20 protein-coding genes are annotated in these 19,586 nt (G+C 73.1%); 7 read left to right on the top strand and 13 right to left on the bottom strand.

The window, feature by feature from the left end; translation table 11 throughout:
* Position 1: 1 nt before the first annotated feature.
* Positions 2-775, bottom strand: coding sequence for an IclR family transcriptional regulator (locus AC0665_RS25800; RefSeq protein ID WP_031109054.1), 774 nt, complete (start codon positions 773-775; stop codon positions 2-4).
* Positions 776-907: 132 nt separating this feature from the next.
* On the opposite strand from AC0665_RS25800, the gene AC0665_RS25795 reads away from it, so the two are divergent.
* The 5 genes from AC0665_RS25795 to AC0665_RS25775 all read left to right on the top strand — a co-directional run bounded on the left by AC0665_RS25795 (position 908) and on the right by AC0665_RS25775 (position 5,551).
* Positions 908-2,437 (top strand): aldehyde dehydrogenase (NADP(+)), encoded by a 1,530-nt coding sequence (locus tag AC0665_RS25795; RefSeq protein ID WP_468410868.1) that lies wholly within the window; start codon positions 908-910, stop codon positions 2,435-2,437.
* Positions 2,438-2,536: 99 nt separating this feature from the next.
* The gene (locus AC0665_RS25790; protein ID WP_478705864.1) at positions 2,537-3,145 is read left to right on the top strand and encodes a DUF1349 domain-containing protein; all 609 of its coding nucleotides are present in this window, start codon (positions 2,537-2,539) and stop codon (positions 3,143-3,145) included.
* Entirely contained in the window at positions 3,142-3,609 is a 468-nt protein-coding gene (locus AC0665_RS25785; RefSeq protein ID WP_478705974.1) for an N-acetyltransferase family protein, read from the top strand. Before AC0665_RS25790 ends, AC0665_RS25785 begins: the two co-directional genes overlap by 4 nt.
* A gap of 73 nt (positions 3,610-3,682) precedes the next feature.
* On the top strand, positions 3,683-4,402 hold the full coding sequence (locus AC0665_RS25780; RefSeq protein ID WP_478705863.1) for a DsbA family oxidoreductase: 720 nt from the start codon (positions 3,683-3,685) through the stop codon (positions 4,400-4,402).
* Positions 4,403-4,498: 96 nt separating this feature from the next.
* Entirely contained in the window at positions 4,499-5,551 is a 1,053-nt protein-coding gene (locus AC0665_RS25775) for an aminotransferase class V-fold PLP-dependent enzyme (protein WP_478705862.1), read from the top strand.
* A gap of 162 nt (positions 5,552-5,713) precedes the next feature.
* On the opposite strand, the gene thpD is transcribed toward AC0665_RS25775, so the two are convergent.
* The 6 genes from thpD to AC0665_RS25745 form a co-directional block, all read right to left on the bottom strand.
* Entirely contained in the window at positions 5,714-6,625 is a 912-nt protein-coding gene (gene thpD, locus AC0665_RS25770) for an ectoine hydroxylase (RefSeq protein ID WP_468410859.1), read from the bottom strand.
* 7 nt (positions 6,626-6,632) lie between these two features.
* The gene (locus tag AC0665_RS25765) at positions 6,633-7,031 is read right to left on the bottom strand and encodes an ectoine synthase (protein WP_363121574.1); all 399 of its coding nucleotides are present in this window, start codon (positions 7,029-7,031) and stop codon (positions 6,633-6,635) included.
* Between the two features lie 39 nt (positions 7,032-7,070).
* Entirely contained in the window at positions 7,071-8,342 is a 1,272-nt protein-coding gene (gene ectB / locus AC0665_RS25760; RefSeq protein WP_468410857.1) for a diaminobutyrate--2-oxoglutarate transaminase, read from the bottom strand.
* Between the two features lie 55 nt (positions 8,343-8,397).
* Positions 8,398-8,904 carry a diaminobutyrate acetyltransferase gene (gene ectA, locus AC0665_RS25755; protein WP_468410855.1) on the bottom strand — a complete coding sequence of 169 codons (507 nt, stop codon included), beginning with the start codon at positions 8,902-8,904 and terminating at the stop codon, positions 8,398-8,400.
* A gap of 339 nt (positions 8,905-9,243) precedes the next feature.
* Complete coding sequence (locus tag AC0665_RS25750; RefSeq protein ID WP_478705861.1) at positions 9,244-9,780, bottom strand: DinB family protein; 537 nt, start codon at positions 9,778-9,780, stop codon at positions 9,244-9,246.
* 57 nt (positions 9,781-9,837) lie between these two features.
* Positions 9,838-10,938 (bottom strand): pyridoxal-phosphate-dependent aminotransferase family protein, encoded by a 1,101-nt coding sequence (locus AC0665_RS25745; RefSeq protein WP_478705860.1) that lies wholly within the window; start codon positions 10,936-10,938, stop codon positions 9,838-9,840.
* A gap of 134 nt (positions 10,939-11,072) precedes the next feature.
* On the opposite strand from AC0665_RS25745, the gene AC0665_RS25740 reads away from it, so the two are divergent.
* On the top strand, positions 11,073-12,164 hold the full coding sequence (locus tag AC0665_RS25740; protein ID WP_468410851.1) for an amidohydrolase family protein: 1,092 nt from the start codon (positions 11,073-11,075) through the stop codon (positions 12,162-12,164).
* Positions 12,165-12,320: 156 nt separating this feature from the next.
* Complete coding sequence (locus tag AC0665_RS25735; protein WP_478705859.1) at positions 12,321-13,229, top strand: SCO1860 family LAETG-anchored protein; 909 nt, start codon at positions 12,321-12,323, stop codon at positions 13,227-13,229.
* Between the two features lie 41 nt (positions 13,230-13,270).
* Here AC0665_RS25735 and cobC read toward each other — a convergent pair whose 3' ends face one another.
* The 6 genes from cobC to cobM are packed head-to-tail and all read right to left on the bottom strand — an operon-like array spanning position 13,271 to position 19,567.
* Complete coding sequence (gene cobC / locus AC0665_RS25730; protein WP_468410847.1) at positions 13,271-14,326, bottom strand: Rv2231c family histidinol phosphate aminotransferase CobC; 1,056 nt, start codon at positions 14,324-14,326, stop codon at positions 13,271-13,273.
* Positions 14,316-15,245 (bottom strand): sirohydrochlorin chelatase, encoded by a 930-nt coding sequence (locus AC0665_RS25725; RefSeq protein ID WP_478705858.1) that lies wholly within the window; start codon positions 15,243-15,245, stop codon positions 14,316-14,318. The genes cobC and AC0665_RS25725 overlap by 11 nt, the downstream gene beginning before the upstream one ends.
* Positions 15,242-15,829 carry a precorrin-8X methylmutase gene (locus AC0665_RS25720; RefSeq protein WP_468410844.1) on the bottom strand — a complete coding sequence of 196 codons (588 nt, stop codon included), beginning with the start codon at positions 15,827-15,829 and terminating at the stop codon, positions 15,242-15,244. Before AC0665_RS25720 ends, AC0665_RS25725 begins: the two co-directional genes overlap by 4 nt.
* Complete coding sequence (gene cobJ, locus AC0665_RS25715) at positions 15,826-17,517, bottom strand: precorrin-3B C(17)-methyltransferase (protein ID WP_478705857.1); 1,692 nt, start codon at positions 17,515-17,517, stop codon at positions 15,826-15,828. The genes AC0665_RS25720 and cobJ overlap by 4 nt, the downstream gene beginning before the upstream one ends.
* Positions 17,514-18,752, bottom strand: coding sequence for a precorrin-6y C5,15-methyltransferase (decarboxylating) subunit CbiE (gene cbiE, locus AC0665_RS25710; RefSeq protein WP_478705856.1), 1,239 nt, complete (start codon positions 18,750-18,752; stop codon positions 17,514-17,516). Before cbiE ends, cobJ begins: the two co-directional genes overlap by 4 nt.
* Positions 18,749-19,567 carry a precorrin-4 C(11)-methyltransferase gene (gene cobM, locus AC0665_RS25705; protein ID WP_478705855.1) on the bottom strand — a complete coding sequence of 273 codons (819 nt, stop codon included), beginning with the start codon at positions 19,565-19,567 and terminating at the stop codon, positions 18,749-18,751. Before cobM ends, cbiE begins: the two co-directional genes overlap by 4 nt.
* Between the last annotated feature and the right edge of the window lie 19 nt (positions 19,568-19,586).

Raw genomic sequence — 19,586 nt, 5'->3', positions numbered from 1 at the left:
CTCAGAGCCTACGGGTGGCCAGTGTCAGCCGGTCCCGGGCGTCGAAGAGCGCGTCCTTGACCAGCTGTTCGTGCGCCGGGGTCAGCCGGGCCACCGGAACCGAGCAGCTGATCGCGTCCCGCGCCGGGGTGCGGTAGGGGATCGCCACGCCGAAGCAGCGCAGCCCCAGGGTGTTCTCCTCGCGGTCCACGGCGAAGCCCTGCTCCCGCACCTGGCGCAGCTCCTCGATGAGCTTCTCCCGGTCGGTGATCGTGTGCTCGGTCAGCGCGGGCAGCGTCTCCGGCAGCATCTTGCGGACCTGCTCGTCCGAGTACGTGCTGAGCAGCGCCTTGCCGAGGGAGGTGGAGTGCGCGGGCAGCCGGCGGCCGACCCGGGTGAAGGGGCGCAGGTAGTGCTGGGACTGGCGGGTGGCGAGGTAGACGACGTTGGTGCCGTCGAGGCGGGCGAGGTGGATCGTCTCGGTCGTGTCGTCCGAGAGCCGGTCCAGCGTCGGGCGGGCCGCCGCGACGACCTCGTCGCCGTCGATGTACGAGGTGCCGACCAGCAGGGCGCGCACCCCGATGCCGTACCGCGTGCCCGTCGCGTCCGTCTCCACCCAGCCCAGTTCGACCAGGGTGCGCAGCAGCATGTAAAGGCTGGACTTGGGGTACCCGACGGCCTCCTGGACCGCCGCGAGGGAATGCATGCCGGGGCGTCCGGCGAAGTATTCGAGCAGTTCAACCGTTCGTACCGCGGACTTGACCTGCGCCCCGCCGCCCGTCTCGCCAGCCGACATCGCCCTTGACCCCTTCGTTGGACGGGAAATAGTCTCCACAGCATATTCATCATCGGAGACAGCGTTCAGTATATCGAACGCCCCTGGTGGATGACCCAGTACTGCGGCAATACATGTGTGGAGGGACCCGCGGTGGCAGCAGCACCAGTCTGGAGTGTCGACCCCCGAACCGGGAAGCAGCGTGAACAGGTTGCGGTGGAGGCCACAGCCCAGGAGGTGGACACCGCCGTCCGCGCCGCGCACGAGGCACGCGGCGCCCTCGCCGACCGCACGGTCCGCGCGGCCTTCCTGCGCACCGCCGCCGAGGAGCTTCAGGCGGCCAAGGACAGTCTCGTGGAGACCGCCGACGCCGAGACCGCGCTCGGCCCGGTCCGGCTGACCGGCGAGCTCGCCCGCACCTGCTACCAGCTGCGGGCCTTCGCGGACATCGTCGACGAGGGCGCCTTCCTCGACGTCGTCATCAACCACCCCGACGACACCGCGACCCCGCCCATCCCGGACCTGCGCCGTTACAAGGTGCCGCTGGGGGTCGTCGCCGTCTACTCGGCGTCGAACTTCCCCTTCGCCTTCTCGGTCGCGGGCGGCGACACCGCGAGCGCCCTCGCGGCCGGCTGCCCGGTCGTCGTCAAGTCCCACCCGGACCACCCGGCCCTGTCCGAGTACGTCGCCAAGGTGCTGCGCCGCGCCGCCGCCCGGCACGACATCCCCGACGGTGTCGTCGGCCTGGTCCACGGCTTCGAGGCGGGCGTCGAGCTGATCAAGCACCCGCTGGTCGCGGCGGCCGGCTTCACCGGTTCCGTACGCGGTGGCCGGGCGCTCTTCGACGCCGCCGCGGCCCGCCCGGTCCCGATCCCCTTCCACGGCGAGCTGGGCTCCCTGAACCCGGTCGTCGTCACCGAGGCCGCGGCCGCCGAGCGGGCCGAGGCGATCGGCGCCGGTCTCGCCGGTTCGATGACGATGGGCGTCGGCCAGTTCTGTGTGAAGCCGGGCCTCGTCCTCGCGCCGTCCGGCGCCGCCGGTGACGCCCTGCTGAAGTCCCTGACCGACGCCGTCAGCGACACCGACGCCGGGGTGCTGCTCGACCACCGCATGCGCGACAACTTCGTCGCGGGCGTCGCCGAGCGGGCCGGGCTGCCGGACGTCGAGTCCCCGGTCACCCCGGGCGCGGGCGGCGAGCACACCGTCAGCGCGGGCTTCCTCACCGTCCCGGCGAGCCGGCTGGCCGCCGAGGGCGAGCACGACCTGCTGCTGGAGGAGTGCTTCGGGCCGGTCACCGTGGTGGCCCGCTACGAGGACGAGACCGAGGTGAAGGCGGTGCTGTCGCGGCTGCCGGGCAACCTCACGGCGACGGTGCAGCTGTCCGAGGAGGAGGCCGCCGGGCAGGGCCGCGGTGCCGAGATCCTCGCGGAACTGACGCCGCTGGCCGGGCGCGTGCTGGTGAACGGCTGGCCGACGGGTGTCGCCGTCGCACCGGCCCAGCACCACGGTGGTCCGTACCCGGCGACGACGTCGACCTCCACGTCGGTGGGCGGGACGGCGATCGAGCGGTGGATGCGGCCGGTTGCGTATCAGAACGCCCCCGAGGCGCTGCTGCCGCAGGAGCTGCGGGACGAGAACCCGTTGGGGCTGCCTCGTAGGTTCAACGGGCGTTTGGAGCGGTAAGCGCCGTAGGGGCGCGGTGGGTTGCCGGCTTGCGGTTCGCTGTGGCTTGTCGCGCAGTTCCCCGCGCCCCTGAGGGGCGGAGCTGAAAGACTTGGTCGAATGGATCTGATACTTCCCGAACTCCCCTTCGGCCTGCGCAGCTACGGGCCCGAAGCCCATTGGTCCTACGAGGACGGCGTGCTCACCGGGTGGGCCGGGGCGCGGCAGGACCGGTTCGTGCCGCCCACCGGTGAGGGGCTGGACCCCGCCTCCGACGCGCCCCGGCTGCTCGGGGCGCCCGAAGGGGACTTCCAGCTGATCGCGAAGGTCACCGTCGGTTTCGGCGCGGCCTTCGACGCCGGGGTGCTCTACGTCCACGTGGGGGAGCGGGCCTGGGCCAAGCTCTGCCTGGAGTACTCCCCGGACGTCCCCACCGTCTGCACGGTGGTGACCCGGGGCCACTCCGATGACGCCAACTCCTTCACGGTGGACGGCAGTTCCGCATGGCTCCGGGTGAGCCGCACCGGCCGCGCCTTCGCCTTCCACGCCTCACGCGACGGACGGCACTGGACCTTCGTCCGCCTCTTCACCCTCGGCGACGAGAAGGAGACGGGCGCGGCGCTGGTGGGCTTCATGGCCCAGTCCCCGATGGGTGAGGGCTGTGTGGTGACGTACGACCACATCGAGTTCAGGCCGGCGTGGCCGGACGATCTGCGCGACGGCAGCTGAGGCCGCGCCGGGGAACCGCGTCCCGGCGCCCGTACGTCGTCGCGCTGCACGCGCGGGCCCGGGCGACGTACTACCCCGGCGGGCTCCCGCAGGACGGCATTGACTGGACCGCCGCCTGGCGCGGCGCTCTCACCCGGCCGGACGGCCGTGTGCTGTGCGTCGTGGAGGCGGGCCGCATCGTCGGCCTGGCCTCCTTCCGCGTCCCCGAGGGCGCACCGGCGGACACGGTGACGCTGTTCCAGTTCCACGTCGACCCCGGTCACTGGCGTCGCGGCCTCGGCGCCGCGCTGCACGCGGCCTGCGTCGAGGAGTGGCGGGCCGACGGCCGTCGGGAGGCCCTTCTCGAGGTGCACGTGGACAACCTGCGGGCCCAGGGGTTCTACCGGCGCCTGGGATGGCTCCCGGAACCGGCCGGGCCGGGGAACCACCACCTGCGGATGCGACTCGCCCTGCCCGGGGAATGAACCACGCTGCTTGAACGTTCATCCATCCGGCGGAGGGAGTCTCCGTACCGTACGACCTGGAGAGAGCCGAGACATGCGCGTCGAGATCTGGAGCGACATCGCCTGCCCCTGGTGCTACGTGGGCAAAGCCCGCTTCGAGAAGGCGCTGCGGGACTTTCCGTACCGCGACGAGGTCGAGGTGGTGCACCGCTCCTTCGAGCTGGACCCCGGCCGCGCCAAGGGCGACATCCAGCCCGTGATCACGATGCTCACCAAGAAGTACGGGATGAGCCCCGCGCAGGCCGAGGCCGGGGAGGACAACCTGGGCGCCCAGGCCGCCGCCGAGGGCCTCGACTACCGCACCCGGGGCCGCGACCACGGCAGCACCTTCGACATGCACCGGCTGCTGCACTTCGCCAAGGAGCACGGCCGCCAGGAGCAGCTCCTCGACCTGCTGTACCGGGCCAACTTCGCCGAGGAGCGCTCCGTCTTCGACGACGACGAGCGGCTCGTGGAGCTCGCCACCGCCGCCGGGCTGGACGCCGAAGCCGTGCGCGCGGTGCTCGCCGACCCGGACGCGTACGCCGACGAGGTCCGCGCCGACGAGCGCGAGGCCGCGCAGCTCGGCGCGAACGGTGTGCCCTTCTTCGTCCTCGACCGCAAATACGGCGTCTCCGGCGCCCAGCCCGCCGAGGTCTTCGCCCAGGCCCTGGCCCAGGCGTACGGCGAGCCCTCGCCGCTGAAGGTCGTCGGGAGCGGCGACGCCGACGCGGACGCCTGCGGCCCGGACGGCTGTGCCGTGCCCCAGGCCTGAAACGCCCAGCTCGGAGCGCATGCATAAGCGCTCCTTCGCGGCATCACGCAGAAATCGGCAATGGACGGGGCGATCCCGGGGACGCAGAGTGGTCCCATGGAGACCTTCGAGAACCTCGTCCGTGCCGAGTTCACCCCGAAGCAGACCTACCTCAACACCGCGAGCAACGGGCTCCTGCCCGTGCGCACCGTGGAAGCCGTGCAGCAGGCGGTGCGGATGCGCGCCGAGGGCACGCCCCTGGGTCCCCTGTACGAAGACGTGGAGGCCGCCCGCGCGTCCTTCGCGCGGCTGGCCGGCGTCCCGGCCGAGCGGGTCGCGACCGGGGCCTCGGTCGCCGAGTACGGCGGGCTGATCGCCGCGTCGCTGGCCGCCGGTGCCGAAGTCCTCACGGCGGAGGGTGACTTCTCCTCGCTGGTGAACCCCTTCCACGCGCGCGGCGACCTCAAGGTGCGTGCCGTGCCGCTGGAGCGGCTCGCCGAGTCCGTGCGCCCCGGAACCGCGCTCGTCGCGGTCAGCGCCGCCCAGTCCGCCGACGGCCGCCTCGCCGACCTGCCCGCCGTGCGGGAGGCGGCCCGGGCACACGGCGCCCGCACCTACGTCGACGCCTCCCAGTCGGCCGGCTGGCTGCCGATGGAGGCCGACGCCGACGACTTCCTCGCCGCCGTCGGCTTCAAGTGGCTCCTGGGCCCGCACGGCGCCTCGTTCTTCGTCGCCCCGCGGGACTTCGGCGGGCTCACACCGCTGCTCGCCGGCTGGGTCGCCGGGGAACGCCCCTGGGACAGCTGCTACGGCCCGGTCGAGGAACTCGCCCGCTCCGCACGGCGGTTCGACGTCAGCCCGGCCCTGTTCACCTACGCCGGTCTGCGCGCCTCACTGGAACTGCTCGAAGAGATCGGTGTCGACACCGTCCACGCCCACGACGTCGGCCTCGCGGACCGCTTCCGCGCCGGGCTCGCCGGCCTGGGACACCGGCCGGTGCCCGCGCCGGGCTCGGCGATCGTGTCGGTGCCGGGGCTCGGCCACCGGCAGGGCGAACTGAGCCGGGCGGGCATCGAGGTCTCCGACCGGGCCGGAAACCTGCGGGCCGCGTTCCACCTGTACAACACGCCCGCCGACGTGGACCGGCTGCTGGAGGTCCTCGCGGCATGACAAAACCGGGCGGGGCCTCCCGTCCCACACGAGGAGGCCCCGCCCGGCAGCTCTGTCACGCGGTCACTTCACCGCTGACGCGCTCACTTCACCGGCGTGAAGTCCCGCGCCCCGATGCAGTGTCTTCCGGGGGCAACCCCCGGACCCCCGGCCGGGGGGCGCTCACTTCACCGGCGTGAAGTCCCGCGCCCCGATGAACTCCGGCCGCCGCACCGGCGCCGCGAACGGTTCGACCGCCGTGTTCTCCACGCTGTTGAACACGATGAACACGTTGCTGCGCGGGAACGGCGTGATGTTGTCGCCGGAGCCGTGCATGCAGTTGCAGTCGAACCAGGTCGCCGAACCGGCCTTGCCCGTGAACAGCTTGATGCCGTGCTCGGCGGCGAACCGGGTCAGCGCCTCGTCCGAGGGCGTGCCCGCGTCCTGCATCTGCAGCGACTTCTTGTAGTTGTCCTTCGGCGTCTCGCCCGCGCACCCGAGGAACGTCTTGTGCGACCCCGGCATGATCATGAGCCCGCCGTTGGTGTCGTAGTTCTCGGTCAGGGCGATCGAGACCGACACCGTGCGCATCCGCGGCAGGCCGTCCTCGGCGTGCCACGTCTCGAAGTCCGAGTGCCAGTAGAAGCCACTGGCGCCGAACCCCGGCTTGACGTTGATCCGCGACTGGTGGACGTACACGTCCGAGCCGAGGATCTGCCGTGCCCGTCCGACGACCCGCTCGTCGCGGACCAGCCGGGCGAACACCTCGCTGATCTTGTGCACCTCGAAGACCGAGCGGATCTCCTGGGACTTCGGCTCCACGATGGACCGCTCGTCCGCGCGGATGTCCGGGTCGTTCACCAGGCGGTTCAGCTCGTCGCGGTAGACGGCGACCTCGTCCGCGCCGATGAGCTCGTCGATGGCGAGGAAGCCGTCACGCTCGAAGGACAGCAGGTCGGCCGGCGCGACCGGGCCCGGGGCGTCGGGGGCGCCCCAGACGACCGGGTCCTGGCGCGGCGTGAGCACCTCGGTGGCGCCACGACTGGGGTAGAGGTCGGTGATGCCGGTGGTGGTGGTCTCGGTGATGGCGGTCATGGAAACGTCACACCTCCTCGGTGAGCAGCGGGTAGACGCCGTTCTCGTCGTGGTCCTCCCGTCCGGTCACGGGCGGGTTGAACACGCAGAGGCAGCGGAAGTCCTGCTTGACCCGCAGCGTGTGCCTCTCGTGCCCGTCCAGGAGGTACATGGTGCCGGGCGTGATGGTGTGCGTCTGCCCGGTCTCGTGGTCGGTCAGCTCGGCCTCGCCCTCCACGCAGACGACGGCCTCGATGTGGTTCGCGTACCACATCGACGTCTCCGTACCCGCGTACAGGATCGTCTCGTGCAGGGAGAAGCCGACCTTCTCCTTGGCGAGAACGATGCGCTTGCTCTCCCACGTACCGGACGCGGCCTTCACGTGCCGGTCGGTGCCTTCGATCTCCTTGAACGAACGGACAATCACGGTGCTGCGATGCCTCCTAGATGGGTGATGCTCGGTTGGTCAGGCGGTCTCTCGGACGGCGCGGGCCAGCATGCTCAGGCCCTCGTCCAGCTCCTCCGGCGTGATGGTGAGGGCCGGGAGCAGCTTCACGACCTCGCTCTCCGGGCCGGACGTCTCGATGAGCAGTCCCAGCTCGAAGGCGCGCTTGGCGACCTTGCCCGCGCGGGCCTTGTCGTGGAACTCCATGCCCCACACCAGACCGCGGCCGCGGTACTCCTTCACGTCGGCCAGGTTCTCCTCGGTGATGGAGATCAGCGCCTGCTCGACCTGCTCGCCGCGCTTGCGGGTCTGCTTCTCCATCGCCGAACCGTCGGTCCAGTACGTCTCCAGGGCGGCGGTGGCCGTGACGAACGCGGGGTTGTTGCCGCGGAAGGTGCCGTTGTGCTCGCCGGGCTCCCAGACGTCGAGCTCGGGCTTGAACAGGCACAGCGACATGGGCAGGCCGTAGCCGCTGATCGACTTGGAGACGGTGACGATGTCCGGCGTGATGCCCGCCTCCTCGAAGGAGAAGAACGCGCCGGTGCGGCCGCAGCCCATCTGGATGTCGTCGACGATGAGCAGCATGTCCTGCCGCTCGCACAGCTCCGACAGGGCGCGCAGCCACTCGGGCCGGGCCACGTTGATGCCGCCCTCGCCCTGCACGGTCTCGACGATCACGGCGGCGGGCTTGTTCAGACCGGAGCCCTGGTCCTCCAGGAGCCGCTCGAACCACAGGAAGTCCGGGACCTGGCCGTCGAAGTAGTTGTCGAACGGCATCGGGGTGCCGTGCACCAGCGGGATGCCGGCGCCGGCCCGCTTGAAGGCGTTGCCGGTGACGGCCAGCGAGCCCAGCGACATGCCGTGGAAGGCGTTGGTGAACGACACGATCGACTCGCGCCCCTTCACCTTGCGCGCCAGCTTCAGCGCGGCCTCGACGGCGTTGGTGCCGGTGGGGCCGGGGAACATGACCTTGTACGGCAGGTCGCGCGGGCGCAGCAGCAGGTTCTGGAAGGCCTCCAGGAACGTGCGCTTGGCGGAGGTCGACATGTCGAGCCCGTGCGTGACGCCGTCCCGCTCCAGGTAGTCGATCAGCGCGCGTTTCAGGACCGGGTTGTTGTGCCCGTAGTTCAGCGACCCCGCTCCGGCGAAGAAGTCGAGGTACTCATGGCCGTCCTCGTCGTACATGCGGCTGCCCACCGCACGGTCGAAGACGGTGGGCCAGCCGCGGCAGTAGCTGCGTACCTCGGACTCGACGGTCTCGAAGACGCTCAGGTCGGGCTGGGTGATGGTCACGACGAATCGCTCCTCGGTGCGTGGGGGAAGTCTGCGGGGTGGGGGCGGGAAGAAGTCAGTGGGGCAGGGGGCCGATGCGGTACAGCACCTCTGCGTCGTGCGGCCCGTCGGGGAACAGGCCGGTGTCGAACAGCACCTCGCGCTCCAGCCGCGCGCCGTGGCGCTCGGCGAACGACGTGAACAGGCGCTCCGAGGCGGTGTTGCCGGGAGTGATGGTGGTCTCCATCGTGGTCACCCCTCGCTCGGTCACGGTCCGCGCGACCAGACCGTCGAGCAGCGCGGCGGCCAGTCCCCGCCCGCGGTGGGCCTCGTCCACCGCCACCTGCCACACCAGCAGGGTGTGCGGGGTGTCCGGCCGCACGTACCCGGTGATGAAACCCATCGGCTCGCCGTGCTCGTCACGGGCCACGGCCGAGGTGGCGGCGAAGTCACGGCACCACAGCAGATAGCTGTAGGACGAGTTCACGTCGAGAACCTTGGAGTCCTTCGCCATCCGCCAGAGTGCGGCTCCGTCAGCCACCGTGGGGCGGTCGATTTGCAGGTCTGCTTGTACGGCGGTCATGCAAATTGAACTTACCCAGCGAAATGCAAAATTGCATCGCCGATCGGGGTTACGTATGGATCCCGTCTGTGTTATCACGCGAGCGCGAGACCGCGCGCCATCGGGTGGCGAGATGCTCGATTTTGCCCGGGAATTACCGGGCAAAATGGTCACGGTGTGTAACGCGTCACAGACGTGTAAGCCCTGTGGAAGTGGCCAGAATTTCCCCGCCGAGTGTCCTCAGAATCTGCGCGTTTAGGAACGAGAAAAGCGGGCAGAAGAATACGGGAAGCTATTCTTGAAAGAATTCTTAATTGTGTGCCAGCTTACACGCGGGATGTCTCGGATAACACGTGGAATTCAAGCCCCGGTCACTCCGTCGATGCGTTCCCGCAGGAGATCGGCGTGACCGTTGTGCCGCGCGTACTCCTCGATCATGTGGATGAGCACCCAGCGCAGACTCACCTCCATGCCGGGCACCGGCCCCTCGGTGACCCGCCCGATGTGGTCCAGCGGCAGTGCGGCGCACAGCTCCCGCCCCCGCGCGATCTCCCGCCGCCAGATCCCGAGCGCCTCGTCGAGCCCCCGCGCCGGATCCAGCGCGTAGCCGGTCCCGTCCTCGAACAGGGGCGGTACGGCGAGACCGCCGGCCACCCGCTGGAACCAGTTCCGCTCGACCTCGGCGAGGTGCTGCACCAGCCCGAGCAGCGTCAGCGACGACGGCTCGGCCGCCGCCGTCCGTACCTGGGCGTCGTCCAGCCCGGTGCACTTCAGCGCCAGCGTGGCCCGGTGGAAGTCCAGCCAGCTCTCCAGCATGGCCCGCTCGTCACCGGTGAGACGGGGCACGGGGCGGCCGTCGGGGAGGGCCGGGCCGTCGGTGGATGTGTCGGTGGTCATGCCGGGAGCATGGCACGGGGCACCGACAACGGTGCCCCGGTACGGCTCGGGCGAGGACTACCGCCACGCCTCCTCGGCGGCCCGCAGCGCGGCCTCCACGTCCACCGGCAGCCCCTGCTCGGACAGCGCCGCCCCCAGAGCCGCCAGGCTCGCGCGCACGGCCCCGGGTGTCGCCTCCGGGCCGTAGTGGTTGACCCGGATCATCTCCTTGGCCAGCGCGCCCCCGCCCGCGGCCAGCGGCGCCGCAGGATCGGCCGCCAGCGCCCGCCGCACCAGCTCCGACGCCACCAGCCCGGACGGCGCCCGCAGCGTCGTGGCGACGGGCGCCGCGTCCCGGGCCTCGTGCACGTACGGCTCCAGCCCGCCGCCGAGCGCGGTCGCACCGGCCCGGGTCGCCGCCGCGGCGGACGCGTGCCGGGCCATCACGGCCTCCAGACCCGCCGCCTCGATCCGCTCCACGCACGCCTCGAGCGCCAGCATCTCCAGCTGCGCCGGCGCGTGCAGCAGCGCCCTGCGGCCGCCGTCGATCCACCGCTCCTTCCAGTCGAGCAGCGACAGGTACGACCGACGGGGCGCGTTCGGGTTGGCCGCCATCCGCGCCCACGCCCGCTCGCTCACCGACACCGCCGACACCCCGGCCGGACCGCCCATCGCCTTCTGCGCGCCGATCACGCACAGGTCCACGCCCCACGCGTCCGGCAGCACCGGCTCGGCGCCGATCGACGCCACGGCGTCCAGGTAGAACAGCGCCCCGTGCGCCCGCACGACCTCGCCGATCCGTGCGACCGGGTTGGTGTTGCCGGTCGCCGCCTCCGCGTGCACCAGCGACACGAAGTCGATCTCCGGATGCTCGGCGAAGGCCTGCCGGACCTCCTCGGCCGTCACCGCCGTGTGGAAGGGCACCGCCAGGTCGATCACCGTGGCACCGCAGTCCCGCAGCCAGTCGCCGAAGGTCTGCCCGTAGGGCCCCGTGATGACGTTCAGCGCCGTCGTGCCCGGCCCGGCCGCGGCGCGGATCGCGCCCTCCAGCGGCAGCAGCGCCTCGCCCTGCATGATCACGACGTCCTGCCGGGTGTCCATCAGCCGCGCGACACGGTCCTCGATCGCGGCGAAGCGGTCCGCGCCGAGCGGGGCCAGGTCCAGAAACGGATGCGTCACGGCAAAGCTCTCTTCACTCACAGCAGGTTCGATCGCAACGAGGGTAACCGGCGGCCCGTACGCCCCCACGCGCCGAGTCCCGCGGCCACCGGCCCCCGTCGAGACCCGGCGGCGGGCTCACTAAGGTGCGGTGCATGAGCGATCGCGCGGTGCTGCACGTGAAGGGTCGGGTGCTCGTCGGGCCCGAGGACGTCCGGGACGAGCTGTGGGTGGTCGACGGCCGCGTCTCCTACGACCGTCCCGCCGGTGCCCGCGACGTGCGCACCGCCGTGGGCTGGGCCCTGCCCGGCCTCGTCGACGCGCACTGCCACGTGGGACTCGACCGGCACGGACCGGTCCCCGAGGACGTCGCCGAGAAGCAGGCCCTGACCGACCGGGACGCGGGCACGCTGCTGATCCGCGACGCCGGGTCCCCCTCCGACACCCGCTGGATCGACGACCGCGAGGACCTGCCGAAGATCATCCGCGCCGGGCGGCACATCGCCCGCACGCGCCGCTACATCCGCAACTACGCCTGGGAGATCGAGCCGGAGGACCTGGTCGCCTACGTCGCCCAGGAGGCCCGGCGCGGTGACGGCTGGGTCAAGCTGGTCGGCGACTGGATCGACCGCGACCTCGGCGACCTGTCGGCGTGCTGGCCCCGTGAGGCGGTCCAGGCGGCGATCGCCGAGGCCCACCGTCTGGGCGCCCGTGTGACCGCGCACTGCTTCGCCGAGGACTCCCTGCGGGACCTCGTCGAGGCGGGCATCGACTGCATCGAGCACGCCACGGGCCTGACCGAGGACCTCGTCCCGCTGTTCGCCGAGCGGGGTGTCGCCATCGTGCCGACCCTGGTCAACATCGCGACGTTCCCGCAGCTCGCGGACGGCGGCGAGAGCAAGTTCCCCCGCTGGTCGGCCCATATGCGCCGGCTCCACGAACGCCGTTACGACACCGTCCGGAACGCCTACGACGCCGGGATCCCGGTCTTCGTCGGCACCGACGCCGGCGGCGGCCTCGCCCACGGTCTGGCCGCGGCGGAGGTCGCCGAACTGGTCACCGCCGGCATCCCGCCCGTCGAGGCCCTCGCCGCGGGCACCTGGACGGCCCGCCGCTGGCTCGGCCGCCCCGGCCTGGACGAGGGCGCACCCGCCGACCTCGTCGTCTACGACGAGGACCCGCGCGCGGACGTCCGGGTGCTGGCGTCACCGCGCCGGGTGGTGCTGAACGGGCGCGTGGTCGGGTAGCCGACCGGGTGAGGGCGGGGAACGCCTGTGCCGGGGGATTCGAAAGGATCCACGGTCCCACCACGATGGAGTGAAGCGGCGTCGGTTCGCTGACGCCGTACGCGCGGTGCGGCGATTCTTTCCGGGTCCCGAGCCTGTCTCCCCTGGAGTCCCCACGTGAACAGCCCTTCCTTCCGCCTGCCCGCACGCCGTCTGGCGACCGTCGCGACCGCCACGGCCCTCGCCGCCGGGCCTGTGGCCCTGACCGGTGCGAGCCCGGCGCACGCCACCGGCGGCCACGGCCGCGCGAGCGCCGTCGTGCTGCGCACCGGCCTGGACGTGTCCCTGCTCAACAAGTCGGTGAACGTCCCCCTCACCGTCTCCCTCAACGACGTGAGGGCCCCGCGAAGCGCCGGGAAGACCACGCTGACGGCGACCCTCGACGCCGTGGGCGGCGGCCGGCCCTTCACCGTGCTGCGGGCGGAGGCGGCCGCGGCGAGAGCCACCGCGACCGCCACGAAGGCCGAGGGGACCACCACCGTGGCCCACGCCCGCCTCCACGTCCCCGGCCTGCCGCTGCTGTCCCTGATCGAACTCGATCACGCCACCGCCAGGGCCACCTGCGAGGCCGGCGAGAAGCCGGTCGCCACGACGTCCCTGCCCGGCTCGGTGACCGTGCTCGGCAAGCGCGTGACCCTGACGGCCGGCGGCCCGGTCGACGTCGCCGTGCCGGGCGTCGGCGACGTGCGCCTGGACCTCTCCAGCACCCGCACCACGGCCCGTACGGCCGCCGCCACCGCCCTCGAACTGAAGGTGTCCGTCAACCCGGGGAAGCTGAACGTCGCCGAGGTCGGCGGCACCGTCACCCTGGCCGAGGCGACCTGCCGGACCCCCCGCCCCGGGACCGCCGCACAGCCCCCGGCCGAGCCCTCCGCCCCGCCCGCCGCCTTCGAGCCGCAGGGAGAACCGGAGGAGGACCTCGCCGAAACGGGCGGCGGCTCCACCACGCCGTACCTCGTGGTCGGCGCGATCGCCCTCCTGACGGCGGGCGGGGGAGCGGTGGCCCTGGCCCGCCGCCGGGGCTGATCGGGGTGCGTGGCCGGGCCGTGAGGGCGCGGGAGGCCGGCTCAGAGCCGCAGCGCCTGCTCCAGTGCCCTGAGGAAGCCGTCGGTCGTCCTGCGGTCGCGCACCGCCAGGCGGAGCCACTCCTCGTCCAGGCCGGGGAACGTGTCCCCGCGGCGCACGGCGTAGCCGAGGTCGCGCAGGTGCCGGCGGACGGTGGCCGCCCGGGGCAGGCGGAGCAGGACGAACGGGCCCTGCGCGGGGCCGGCCACCCGCAGCCCGGCCGGGGCGAAGCGGGCGAGGCCGGCGAGCAGATGGGCCCGGTCCGCGGCGACGCGGTGGGCCGCGTGGGCCGCCTCCGCCACCGCCCGGGGCCCCACACACGCCTCGGCCGCGGCCAGCGCCGGGGTCGACACCGGCCACAGCGGCTGCGCCCGCTCCAGCTCCTCGACGGTCTCCGGCGCCGCCAGCACATAGCCGATCCGCAGCCCGGCCAGCCCCCACGTCTTGGTCAGACTGCGCAGCACCACCAGGCCCGGCACGTCGGCACGGCCCGCCAGGGCCTCGCGCTCGCCCGGCACCGCGTCCATGAACGCCTCGTCCACCACCAGCGTCCGCCCGGGCCGGGCCAAGGAGGCGATCGCGCCCGCCGGGTGCAGCACCGACGTGGGGTTCGTCGGGTTGCCGATGACCACCAGATCCGCGTCCTCGGGGACGGCCGCCGGGTCCAGCAGGAAACCGTCCTCCTCCCGCAGCAGCACCCGCCCGACCGTGTGCCCCGCGTCCCGCAGCGCCGCCTCCGGCTCCGTGAACTGGGGGTGGACCACGACCGGCCGACGCACCTTCAGCGCCCGGGCCAGCAGCACGAACGCCTCCGCCGCGCCCGCCGTCAGCAGCACCCGCTCCACCGGTAGCCCGTGCCGCGCGGCCACCGCAGCCCGCGCGGCACGCCCGTCCGGGTAGGCCGCGAGCCCGCCGAGCGACGCGGCGATGTGCTCCCGCAGCCAGAGCGGTGGCGTGTCCGCGCGGACGTTCACGGCCAGGTCGACGAGCGAGCCGCCGTCGTCGCGGACCTCCGCGTCCCCGTGGTGCCGCAGATCGTGCCCGTCGTCAGTGCGCATGCGAGTGCGCGCCGTGGTGGTGCCCGTGACCGTGCCCGTGGTGGTGGTCGTCGTCGTCCGGGTGGAAGTGCGGCTGCTGCGGCATGCCCACCTTGTCCTCGAAACCGGGCAGCGCGATCCGGTAGACGCAGGAGTCGCAGTTCATCCGCAGGTCACCCTTGACGGCCTCCTCGTACCGCTCCCACACGAGGTCCAGCAGCTCCGGCTCCGGCCCGATGACGTCGGCCGAGAGCACCTCGACCTCCGGGTGGGCGGCCGCCCAGTCCTCCGTCTGGTGCCGCACCCGGTCCGGCAGGATGCCCGTGAACAGGAAGTAGGGCAGGACGACGATCGTGCGGGCGCCCAGCCGCGCACAGCGGTCAAGGCCGCTCGGCACGTCCGGCGCCGCCAGCGAAACGAACGCCGTCTCGACCCCCGCGTACCCGCGCCCCTCCCACAGCAGCCGCGCGGCCTTGTGCACCTCGGCGTTGGCGTCCGGGTCCGTGGACCCGCGCCCGACCAGCAGCACCGTCACGTCGGCCCGGCCCTCGGGCGTGCGGCCCGCCGACCCCAGCGCCTCGTCCAGCCGCCGCTCCAGCACGTTCAGCAGCGCCGGGTGCGGTCCGAGCGGACGGCCGTAGGTGTACGAGATGCCCGGGTGCCGCTCCTTCTCGCGGGCCAGGGCCGCCGGGATGTCGCCCTTGGCGTGCCCGGCGGACACCAGCATCAGCGGGACGGCGGCGAACCGGCGCACGCCCTGCTCCACCAGCTCGGTGACGGCCTCGCCCAGCGGCGGCGGGGACAGCTCGATGAAACCGCCGGCGACGGGCAGCTCGGGGTGCCGGGCTCCCAGCCGCCGTACGAAGTCGCGGAACGCCTCGGCTCCGGCGTCGTCCCGGGTGCCGTGGCCGGCGATGAGCAGGGCGGGCGGGGTGGTCACAGTTTCTCCTCGGCGGAAGTGGGGTGGTACAGCAGGGCGTTGAGCGCGGCGGCGGCGACCGCCGACCCGCCCTTCTCGGACACGTTGCTCACGGCGGGCAGCCCGCTCTCGCGCAGCGCGGCCTTCGATTCGACGGCTCCGACGAAGCCGACCGGCAGGCCGATGACGAGCGCGGGGTCGGCGTCGAGCGTCAGCAGCTCCTCCAGAGCGGTCGGCGCGTTGCCGATCACCCAGAGGGCGCCGGGGCCGACCTGCTCGTGGGCGAGCCGGATCGCGTGCGCGGACCGGGTCAGTCCCGGCCCGGACACGGCGTCCTTCAGACGGCAGACGGTCTCCCGCCGGGTGATGCCGGCGCCGACCATCTCCACGTCCACGACCACGGGCGCCCCCGCGTGCAGCGCCGCGTGCGCCTTCTCCAGGGCGGCCTCGTCCATGACGAGGTCGGTGGCGTAGTCGAGGTCGGCGGCGGAGTGGATGACCCGCTCCACGACCGCCCGGGTCAGCGGCGGGAAGTGCGAGGTGTCCAGCCGAGCACGCAGCCGCCGGTAGGACTCCACCTCGATCGGATGAACCACACGGTTCATTCGGCGCCCTCCTGTGCCGACTGCCAGCGGTAGCCGCGCGGGGTCACCATGCGCCCGGCGATGTCCCGGGTCGCGGTGTTGCCCACGGTCACGACCGTCATCATGTCGACCGTCGCCGGGTCGAGGGCGCCCAGCGTGGTGAGCCGGCTGGACTCGTCCGGACGCGAGGCGTTGCGCACCACACCGACCGGCGTGAGCGGCGTCCGGTGTTCGGCGAGGATGCCCAGCGCCTTGGGAAGCTGCCAGTCGCGGCCCCGTGAACGCGGGTTGTAGAAGGTGACCACGAGGTCCGCCTCGGCCGCAGCCCGCACCCGCCGCTCGATGACCTCCCACGGCGTGTGCAGGTCGGACAGGCTGATCGACACATGGTCGTGGCCCAGCGGCGCACCCAGGATCGCACCGGCCGCGAGCGCCGCCGTCACCCCGGGCACCCCGACCACGTCGATGTCGTCGGAGGCCTCGGCCAGCGCGGGGGAGGCCATGGCGTAGACGCCCGCGTCCCCGCTGCCGATCAGCGCGACGGCCTGCCCCTTGCGGGCCTCCTCGACCGCCGTGCGGGCTCGCTCCTCCTCGGCGCCGAGCCCCGACTCCAGGATCAGGGTGCCCGGCCGCAGCAGGTCGCGGATCTGGTCGACGTACTGGTCGAGGCCCACGAGCACGCGGGCGCGCCGCAGCTCGGCCTTCGCACGGGGCGTCAGCAGGTCCCGGGCGCCCGGCCCGAGCCCGACCACCGCGAGCCGCCCGCGCCCCGGCCGCCGTACGACGGCACAGGTCGCCATCGCCGGGCTCGCGGCCGACTTCCGCTTGGGGACGAGGAGTTCACCCCCGCCGACGAGCGCGGCGGCCTCCGCCACGGACGGGGTCCCGACGGCGGCGAGCGGCGCGTCGGACGGATTGGGCACCTCCACCCCGGCCAGCTCCCCGGCGGAGTGCGTCACCAGCGGCACGCCGAGCCGCCGCGCGGCCTCCACGATGCCGGCCTCCTCCGCCTTGGCGTCCACGGTGGCGAGCTCGGCGACGGACGCCGCCGACAGCCCGGCCTCCCGCAGAGCGTCCTCGACCAGTCCGAGCACCTCCTCGACCGGCGCGCCCTTCGACGCCCCGACCCCGACGACCAGCGTCGGCGGACGCAGCACCACCTCGCGCCCGGCCGCCTCCACGAGCCGGTCGGTGAGCCGGATCGTGTACGACCCCTGGTCCGTCACCGGCAGCGGCGGCAGCGGCCAGGCCACCTCGGCCCGCAGCGCCACCGCCTCACCGTCCAGCAGCGCCCGCGACACCCCGGCGACATCGCCCTCCACGGGCAGGCCGAGGGTGTCCAGGCCCGGCAGGTCCACGGCGTCCGTGGCCGTCGTCACGACCGGCTCGGCACCCAGCACCTCGGCCACCTCGCGGGCCACTTCGTTGGCGCCGCCCGCGTGCCCGCCCAGCAGGGACACGGCGAACCGCCCGCCCTCGTCGACGCACACCACGCCCGGGTCCTCGGTCTTGCCGGACAGCAGCGGTGCCACCAGCCGCACCACCGCCCCCGTCGCCAGGAAGCACACGAGCTGCTCGCACTGCGCGAACGCGGTCCGTACGGCGTCCCCGACGGGACCTTCGTACACACGCGTGCGGTCCGGCCACGCCGCGGCCAGCCGGTCCCGCGCAGCCGCTCCCGCCGCGGTGGCGGAAATGAGGCCGATCACTGAGCGACTCCTTCTTCGACAGCTGCCGGGGGCCGGACGCCCCACAGCAGGAAAACGGGGTTGGTCGCCGCCAGCCGGGACACGTCCCCGGGCAGCGGCGCGAGCCGCGACGACTGCAGGAGCACGCCGTCGCAGCGGAAACCGGCACCGGTCAGGGCCTCGCGCGCGGCCGGCACGCGGTCGAGCGCGGCCATGGCGACGACGACCGTGCGCCGGGCACGCCGCGCACACGCGGCGACGATGGCGGGCAGTTCGCTCCCGCCGCCGCCCACGAACACGGCGTCGGGCGTCTCGGCGAGCTCCGCCAGCGCGTCCGGCGCCGCGCCCCGCACCACCCGGACGTCCACACCGTGCGCGGCGGCGTTGGCGTGCACCCGCTCCACGCCGTCCGCGGTCTTCTCCACGGCGGTCACGGCCGCACCGAGCCGGGCGCACTCCACGGCCACCGAGCCCGAGCCCGCGCCCACGTCCCACACCAGGTCGCCCGGGCGCGGCCCCAGCCGGGCCAGGGCCAGTGCCCGCACCTCGAACTTGGTGATCATCGAGTCCCGGTGGGCGAACTCCGCCTCCTCCAGGGCCCATCCGGCGGGCCGCTGCCCCAGGCCGGCGACGGTCCGCACGGGTCCGAGGGCCCGCGTCTCGTCCAGGCACAGCACCACGTTCACCGCGGTGCCCCAGTCCCGGCCGGCGGCCTCGGCGGGTGTCACCCGCTCCACGCGCTCCGCCCGCGACCCGAGACCGGACGCGACGACCAGCACCCGCGGCGCATCCCGCAGCGCGGCGCCCAGTTCCGCGGGGCCCGCGCCCGGCCCCGTCAGCACGGCCGTCTTCGGCTGCGCCCGGCACACGTTGACGGCCGTCCGAAGGTCTCGCCCATGGGCGCTGACCACCACGGCGTCGTCCCAGGGCAGCCCGATCCGCGCGAACGCGGCGGCCACGGAGGACACCCCGGGCCGCACGTCCAGCCGCTCCGGCCCGAACCGCTCGGCCAGCACCCGCACGATCCCGAAGAACCCGGGGTCGCCGGAGGCCAGCACCACCACGGGACGGTCCTTCGCGACGTACTCGCCGATCGTGTCGAGGGCCGGCGCGAGAGGCCCGAGCACGACCCGCTCCGTCGCCCCGGGCAGCGGTACGGCATCGAGGTGCCGCCGCCCGCCCACCACCAGCTCGGCACCGTCGAGGACGTCGCCGGACGGCGCCGCCCCCGTCCCTGTGCCGACCACCGTGATCACGTACTCGCCCCCCGCTCGCGCAGCGCCCGGCGGGCCTGCGGGTCGGCCTTGCGGTAGCCGTGGAAGTGCCCCGGGTGGTACAGGTGCGAGCGCGTGCCGTGCGCGTCGAGCGCCGGGCCGACCAGGAACAGGGTGTGCTTCCAGAGCTTGTGCTCCTTGACCGTCTCCTCCAGCGTGCCGATCGTGCACCTCACGATCAGCTCCTCCGGCCAGGTCGCCTGGTACGCCACCACGACCGGGGTCGTCGTCGGGTAGCCGCCCTCCAGCAGCTCCCGCACCAGCTGACCGCTGCGGGCCGCGGAGAGGAACACCGCCATGGTGGTGCCGTGCTTGGCGAACTCGCGGACCTCCTCCCCGGGCGGCATGGGCGTCTTGCCGCCGCCGAGCCGGGTCAGCACGACCGACTGGGCGACCTCCGGGATGGTCAACTCGCGCTGGGCGAGCGCCGCGACGGCCGAGAAGGAGGACACCCCGGGCACGATCTCGGTCGTGATGCCGATCTCGGCACAGCGGTCGACCTGCTCCTGCGTGCCGCCCCACAGGGCCGGGTCGCCGGAGTGGATGCGGGCGACCTTCAGCCCCTCGGCGCGGGCCCGCTCGTACACCGCGACGACGTCCTCCAGGGACATGGTCGCCGAGTCCAGGATCTCCGCGTCCTCGCGGGCGTGCTCCAGGACCTCCTCCTGGACCAGGCTGGCCGCCCAGATCACGACGTCGGCCTCGGCGATGGCGCGCGCGGCGCGGAACGTCAGCAGGTCGGCGGCGCCGGGGCCGGCGCCGACGAAGGTCACTTTGCCGGTGGGGGCGTCGGCCATGGGTCGGGTCCTCTCGTGG

It is taken from the genome of Streptomyces sp. NPDC043685, assembly GCF_056436585.1.
The sequence above is the reverse complement of the archived record's forward strand: the minus strand, read 5'-3'. Positions and strand labels throughout refer to the sequence as shown.